General features: G+C 71.9%; 7 protein-coding genes and 1 pseudogene. 4 read left to right on the forward strand and 4 right to left on the reverse strand.

All coding sequences use genetic code 11. The annotated features are described in order from the left end of the window. A pseudogene (locus tag HUV01_RS11260) lies at positions 1 to 725 on the forward strand (peptidase S8); the annotation flags it as partial. 30 nt (positions 726 to 755) lie between these two features. Here the strand turns inward: HUV01_RS11260 and HUV01_RS11265 are convergent. Further along, the gene (locus HUV01_RS11265; RefSeq protein WP_174298343.1) at positions 756 to 1562 is read right to left on the reverse strand and encodes an inositol monophosphatase family protein; all 807 of its coding nucleotides are present in this window, start codon (positions 1560 to 1562) and stop codon (positions 756 to 758) included. 67 nt (positions 1563 to 1629) lie between these two features. On the opposite strand from HUV01_RS11265, the gene HUV01_RS11270 reads away from it, so the two are divergent. Then, positions 1630 to 2190: a peroxiredoxin gene (locus tag HUV01_RS11270; protein ID WP_174298344.1), complete on the forward strand. Its 561-nt coding sequence runs from the start codon at positions 1630 to 1632 to the stop codon at positions 2188 to 2190. A gap of 117 nt (positions 2191 to 2307) precedes the next feature. Continuing rightward, the gene (locus tag HUV01_RS11275; RefSeq protein WP_174298349.1) at positions 2308 to 3333 is read left to right on the forward strand and encodes a GGDEF domain-containing protein; all 1026 of its coding nucleotides are present in this window, start codon (positions 2308 to 2310) and stop codon (positions 3331 to 3333) included. A gap of 9 nt (positions 3334 to 3342) precedes the next feature. Here HUV01_RS11275 and HUV01_RS11280 read toward each other — a convergent pair whose 3' ends face one another. Then, complete coding sequence (locus tag HUV01_RS11280; RefSeq protein ID WP_174298345.1) at positions 3343 to 3972, reverse strand: YbhB/YbcL family Raf kinase inhibitor-like protein; 630 nt, start codon at positions 3970 to 3972, stop codon at positions 3343 to 3345. A 56-nt stretch (positions 3973 to 4028) separates the two neighbouring features. Here HUV01_RS11280 and HUV01_RS11285 point away from each other — a divergent pair, with 56 nt between their 5' ends. After that, positions 4029 to 4463, forward strand: coding sequence for a DUF1810 domain-containing protein (locus tag HUV01_RS11285; protein WP_174298346.1), 435 nt, complete (start codon positions 4029 to 4031; stop codon positions 4461 to 4463). A gap of 46 nt (positions 4464 to 4509) precedes the next feature. On the opposite strand, the gene HUV01_RS11290 is transcribed toward HUV01_RS11285, so the two are convergent. Continuing rightward, complete coding sequence (locus HUV01_RS11290) at positions 4510 to 5031, reverse strand: YciE/YciF ferroxidase family protein (RefSeq protein ID WP_174298347.1); 522 nt, start codon at positions 5029 to 5031, stop codon at positions 4510 to 4512. A gap of 107 nt (positions 5032 to 5138) precedes the next feature. After that, on the reverse strand, positions 5139 to 5585 hold a 447-nt coding region (pal, locus tag HUV01_RS11295), incomplete at its 5' end, for a peptidoglycan-associated lipoprotein Pal (RefSeq protein ID WP_174298348.1).

Genomic DNA, 5585 nt, shown 5'->3' on the forward strand with positions numbered 1-5585 from the left:
GCTCGTCGGCGGTTCGGCGCACGGTTGCGGGCTTCGGCCTGACCGCCGCGGCGGAGAGCGGCGAGATCGTGCGGCGCGACATCTCGCCCGACGGCGACTGGCGGCTGCTGAACGGACGCTGGCGGTACGGCCGGTTCGAGATGGCGGTCGACCGGCGCATCGGCGGCCTCGTCGCGACGCTGGGCGGCACGCGGCTGCAGGAGGGGGATACGGTGCTGGGCGCCCGGTTGGGCGACGCGCTGGGCAGTCCGCACGCGACGAGCTGGTTCCTGGACGGGGGCGCCCGCTGGAGCGGTGGGGACGGCTGGTCGCTGGGCGCGAGCCGGCGCCAGGGGTGGACGATGGCCACCGCGGGCGGTGGCGTGCAGGGGTCGGGAACGCTCCGCACCGGCGCCTGGGCGGCCGACGTCGGCAAGGACGGCGTGTTCGCGCCGCACGACAGCCTGGGGCTGCGAGTCGCCCAGCCGCTGCGCGTGGCGGGCGGCGGCATCGAATACCGGCTGCCGACCGGCTACGACTATGCGACCGGCTCGGTCAGCGAATGGACCGACCAGCGCCTGAACCTCGCGCCGACCGGCCGCGAGCTGGACGTTGAGGCCCGCTACGCGCACCCGCTCGGCACCGGCGATCTTCAGGCGAACATGTTCTGGCGGCGCGAGCCGGGCAACATCGCGTCGCTGGCCCCCGACTATGGGCTGGCGATGCGGTGGGCCATGGGGTTCTGAGCGGGGCCTCCAAGCCCCCGCCGCAGTCCTTCACCCGCCTTCGCGGTGCGCCGCCAGCGCCTCCACCGCGTCGTCCATCCGCGCGGGATCGCCGACCGCCAGCACGTCGCCCGCGCTGTCGGCGGTAAGCGGCTCGCCGAACCAGTCGCACATCCGTCCCCCCGCCCCCTCCACCACCGGCACCAGCGCCGCATAGTCGTACAGCTGGAGCCCGCTCTCGCACACGATATCGAGGTGGCCGGCGGCGAGCAGCCCGTAGTTGTAGCAGTCGCCGCCATAGACCGGCCCCTGCCCCGGCAGGCCGCCCGACACCGCGCCGACGAGCGCCAGGAAGCGCGGCACCGCCGCCTCGTCGAACAGGTGCGGGCTGGTAGTGGCGATCGTCGCGCCCGCAAGCTCGCGGCATGGCCGCGTGCGGACCGGCGCCCCGTTGAGCGTCGTCGGCCGCCCCGCGACGCCCAGCCACCGCTCGCGCTGCACCGGCTGGTCGATGATGCCCAGCACCGGCCAGCCATCCTCCATCAGCGCGATCAGCGTCCCGAAGATCGCCCGGCCCGCGGCGAAGCTCCGCGTCCCGTCGATCGGGTCGAGGACCCAGTGGCGACCGGTCACGCCCTCCTTCGTGCCATATTCCTCGCCGATCACGCCGTCGCCCGGCGACTCGGCATCCAGCAGCCGGCGCATCGCCGCCTCCGCCTCGCGGTCCGCGACCGTCACCGGCGAGGCGTCGGCCTTGGTCTCCACCGACAGGAGGTTGCGGAACCAGGGGCGGATCGCCGCGCCCGCCGCATCGGCGAGACGACAGGCAAGCGCGAGGTCGGAACGGGATACGGGCATCTCGCCCGCCTATCGCGCGGCTTCGGGACGCGCTAGACCGCATGCACCCCAATGCGGAGCCCGTACCATGCGCCTTGCCTCTCTCGTTCCCGTCCTCGCGTCGACGCTGGCGCTCGCCGCGCCTGCGATGGCCACGCTCGCGCCCGGCGCCAAGGCGCCCGACTTCGCGACGCGCGGCGCCGTCGCCGGCAAGGTGATCCCGATCAATCTCGGCGACGAGCTGAAGAAGGGGCCGGTGGTGCTGTATTTCTTCCCGGCGGCGTTCACCGGCGGCTGCAACGCGGAGGCCCATGCCTTCGCCGAGGAGATGCCGAACTTCAAGAAGGCGGGCGCGACCGTGCTCGGCATGTCGACCGACAACGTCGACACGCTCGCCAGGTTCTCCGCGGAGAAGTGCGCCGGCCAGTTCGCGGTGGCGAGCGCCGGACCCGCGGTCGTCAAGGGCTATGACGTCGACCTCGGCAAGCAGATCCCCGGTCCCGACGGCAAGATGCGCTCGATCACCAGCCGCACCAGCTACGTCATCACGCCCGATGGCCGGATCAACTTCGTCCATTCGGACATGAACCCGGCCGAGCATGTCGCGATGACGCTCGCGGCGGTGCGCAAGCTATCGCCCCTGCACTGATCTTTCCGGCGATCGTCACCCTTTGTTGACGCGGAATGGCGTAGGCCGTTCCGGGACGCGGGGGCGCAAGGTGCGGTGGCGGGGGCCGCCCACCTTGCGGGAGGGATCGGAACGGGAATGATTGCGGCCAAGCTGCCGGTCGTCGCGCCGACGAGCAACGACCTGTTCCGTCGGATCGGCGCGTTCCTCGCCGAGCATCGGCTGAGCCCCGAACCCGGACATTACGCCTTCGCCTATCAGGTCCTGCACGATGCCGACGGACCGCTCGGGCGGGCGGTCGCGCGGCTGACCGATGGCGGGGTGCGCCTGACAGGCCAGCAGATCGAGGCGCTGGGCGGCACGGTCGCCGGCGTCTCACAGCCGCTTGAGCCGGAGGGCGACGCGGTCGACGACGCGGCGCTGGTCGCGCGGACCCGGCTGCAGGTCGAGGATTTCGCCGCGATGGTCCGCCGGGCACGGGACGAGGCGCGTGGCTTCGGCATCGATCTTGCCGCCAGTGCCGAGGCGATCCGCCGGACGGGCGATCCGTCGGGGATCGCGGACATGGTCGAGCTGACGGGGCTGATGGTTCGGCGTGTCCGCCTGAGCGAGGGTCGGCTGCAACGGGCGACCGAGGAGGCGCAGGACCTTCGCGCCCGGCTCGAAGAGGCGCAGGGATCGGCGCGGCGTGATCCGCTGACGAACCTGCCGAACCGGCGGGCGTTCGAGGAGGCGTTCGCCGCGCTCGACCCCGCCGTTCCCGCAAGCCTCGCGATCTGCGACATCGATCGGTTCAAGCAGGTGAACGACACGTTCGGCCATGCGGTCGGCGACCGGGTACTGACCGCGATCGGCCAGACGCTCGCGACGCACTGCGCGCCGCATCTCGTGGCGCGTTACGGCGGCGAGGAGTTCGTGATGCTCTTCACCGGCGGTTCGGATACCGCGGCGCACGCTCTGCTCGACGGCGCGCGCGCGGTCGTGTCCGCGAGGCGGTTCCGCTCGCGCGAGACGGGCGAGCCGATCGGCGCGATCACCTTCTCGGCCGGGGTCGGCTGCATCGCTCCCGGCGAAACGCTGGATGGCGCGCTGCATCGCGTCGACCGGGCGTTGTACGAGGCGAAGGAACAGGGGCGCGCGCGTGTCGTGCTGGCGCACGGCTGACCCCGTGGATCAGGCGGGAGCGGCGATGCTCGCGCCCACATCCGCCGTCGCCGGCTCCCCCCGCGAATACACCCCCACCAGCAGACCGGCCGCCAGCACATGGCCGTGCATCGCCGCGGTGAGCGCGGATCGCTCGGGACCGCTGCCGGTGTCGCCGCCGGGATCGGGCGCACCCGCATCGAGCGCGAACAGCTGAAAGGCATAGCGATGGTCGCCATGGCCGGTGGGCGGATCGGGCGGCAGCCAGCCCTCGTGCAGGAACGAACTGCGGCCGACCTCCCGTCCATCCGTTCCGCCGTCGGCGGCGATCGCCCCTTCCGCCAATCGGCCGGCGTCCGCGGCCAGACCCCAGACGACCGCGTGGACCAGCGGCTGCGGCGCGGGCGCGTCGGGATCCTCCACCAGCAACGCCAGACTGGCGGTGCCGGCCGGCACCTCACCCCAGGTCAGCGGCGGCGACACGCCTGTCCCATCGGCGGTGAAGCGCGGGGGCAGCCGGCCGCCATCGGCGAAGGCCGGACTGGACAGCGTCAGCGACGCCTCGGCGGCAAGGCCGGGCTGCGCGATCGCCAGCTTGTCGGCGCCTGCGCGCCAGCCGCGGATCGCGTGACCCAGCCAGGCGGGTATGTGTTCGAGCATCCGGTCGGTCTCCTCTGGCGGCGCAACGCACGGACCGCCATCCGCGTTCACGCGCGATGGATGCCGAGGACCCGTTCGATCTCGATCGCTTCGTCGCCGCGCAGGCGGACAGCTGGGCGCAGGCGCTCGCGGAACTCAACGCCGGCCTGAAACGAAGCCACTGGATGTGGTACATCTTCCCGCAGATCGCCGGGCTGGGGCGCAGCGACACCGCGCGCCGGTACGCGATCCGCTCGATGGACGAGGCCCGCGCGTACCTGGCCCATCCGCTGCTGGGGCCACGTCTCGCGGACGCGACCGCGGCGCTGCTCCGTCATCCGGCCCGCACAGCCGAGCAAATGCTGGGCGCGGTCGACGCGATCAAGCTGCGCTCGTCCCTGACGCTGTTCGTGGCGGCCGGCGCCGGTTCGCCGCTCGATATCGCGCTATGGACATTCTTTGCGGACGAGCGGGATGCCGAGACGATGCGGCTGCTGGGCCGGGCGGGATGATCGGGCGGGCACCCTGCGGCGCCCGCCCTCCCGTTCCGATCGACGTTCAGGCCGGCTCGCCGACCGCCTCCGCCGCGGCGTTGACCTGACCGGTCGCCAGCGCCGTCAGCTTGTCGTTGGTGGCATGCTCCTCGTCCAGCGTCCGCTGGAGGATCGCGGCGACCTCGGTCCGGCCGATCTCCTTGGCCCAGGCGACCAGCGTGCCGTAGCGGGCGATCTCGTAATGCTCCACCGCCTGCGCCGCGGCGATCAGCGCCGCGTCGAGCACGCGCTTGTCCTCGATCTCGCCGGCGACCTCATTGGCTTCCTTGATGATGCCGTCGATCGCCTGGCAGGTGACGCCTTTCACCTTCTCGCCGATCGTCTCGAACACCTGCTCGAGCCGGGCGGACTGGTTCTCCGTCTCGGTCAGGTGCGTGCGGAAGATCTGCTGGAGCGCGGGCGCGGTGGCCTTGTCGATCATCTTGGGCAGCGCCTTGGTGATCTGTTGCTCCGCGTAATACACGTCCTGAAGCTGATGGAGGAACAGGTCCTCGAACGTCGCGATATCCTTGCTGAACAGGCCCATGACGATTTCCCTTTGATATGACTGAACGGGACGGACCGGCGGGAACGCCGGTCGACCGAACCCTGAACGAGGCGCGCGCCGACAGGTTGCACCGCCGGCCGATCCCCCTATCCGCCCTGGCTGAGGACCACCGTCACCGCGCGGCGGTTCTGCGCCCAGCTCGCCTCGTCGGAGCCCGCCGCGACCGGGCGTTCCTTGCCATAGCTGATGACGCCGATGCGGGCGGACTCGACGCCGTGTTCGGCGAGGTAGTTCTTGGCCGCGTTCGCTCGCCGGTCGCCGAGCGCCAGATTGTATTCGCGCGTGCCGCGCTCGTCGCAATGCCCCTCCACCGTGATGCGCGCGCGCGGGTAGCGGGCGAGCCACTGCGCCTGCGTGTCGAGGATCGCGCGCGCCTCGTCGTCGATCTCGTACTGATCGACGGAGAAATGGACGGTGTCGGACTGGACCGAGCGCCGGAAGTCCGCCGCGGAACCGGGTAGCGTGGCGCCGTCCGCGCCGTTCCCGTTGCCGGCGCCGCGCCCGGCTCCGCCGTCGTCGACGGCGGGGCCGGG

The organism is Sphingomonas bacterium (assembly GCF_903643035.1).
Taxonomy (GTDB): Bacteria; Pseudomonadota; Alphaproteobacteria; order Sphingomonadales; family Sphingomonadaceae; genus Sphingomonas.

What these genes read in the sequence shown, in the direction of transcription:
- HUV01_RS11280 (WP_174298345.1), bottom strand. Translation starts at nt 3,972, where the DNA reads ATGCTCGAACACATACCCGCCTGGCTGGGTCACGCGATCCGCGGCTGG.
- HUV01_RS11265 (WP_174298343.1), bottom strand. Translation starts at nt 1,562, where the DNA reads ATGCCCGTATCCCGTTCCGACCTCGCGCTTGCCTGTCGTCTCGCCGAT.
- HUV01_RS11275 (WP_174298349.1), top strand. Translation starts at nt 2,308, where the DNA reads ATGATTGCGGCCAAGCTGCCGGTCGTCGCGCCGACGAGCAACGACCTG.
- HUV01_RS11290 (WP_174298347.1), bottom strand. Translation starts at nt 5,031, where the DNA reads ATGGGCCTGTTCAGCAAGGATATCGCGACGTTCGAGGACCTGTTCCTC.
- HUV01_RS11270 (WP_174298344.1), top strand. Translation starts at nt 1,630, where the DNA reads ATGCGCCTTGCCTCTCTCGTTCCCGTCCTCGCGTCGACGCTGGCGCTC.
- HUV01_RS11285 (WP_174298346.1), top strand. Translation starts at nt 4,029, where the DNA reads ATGGATGCCGAGGACCCGTTCGATCTCGATCGCTTCGTCGCCGCGCAG.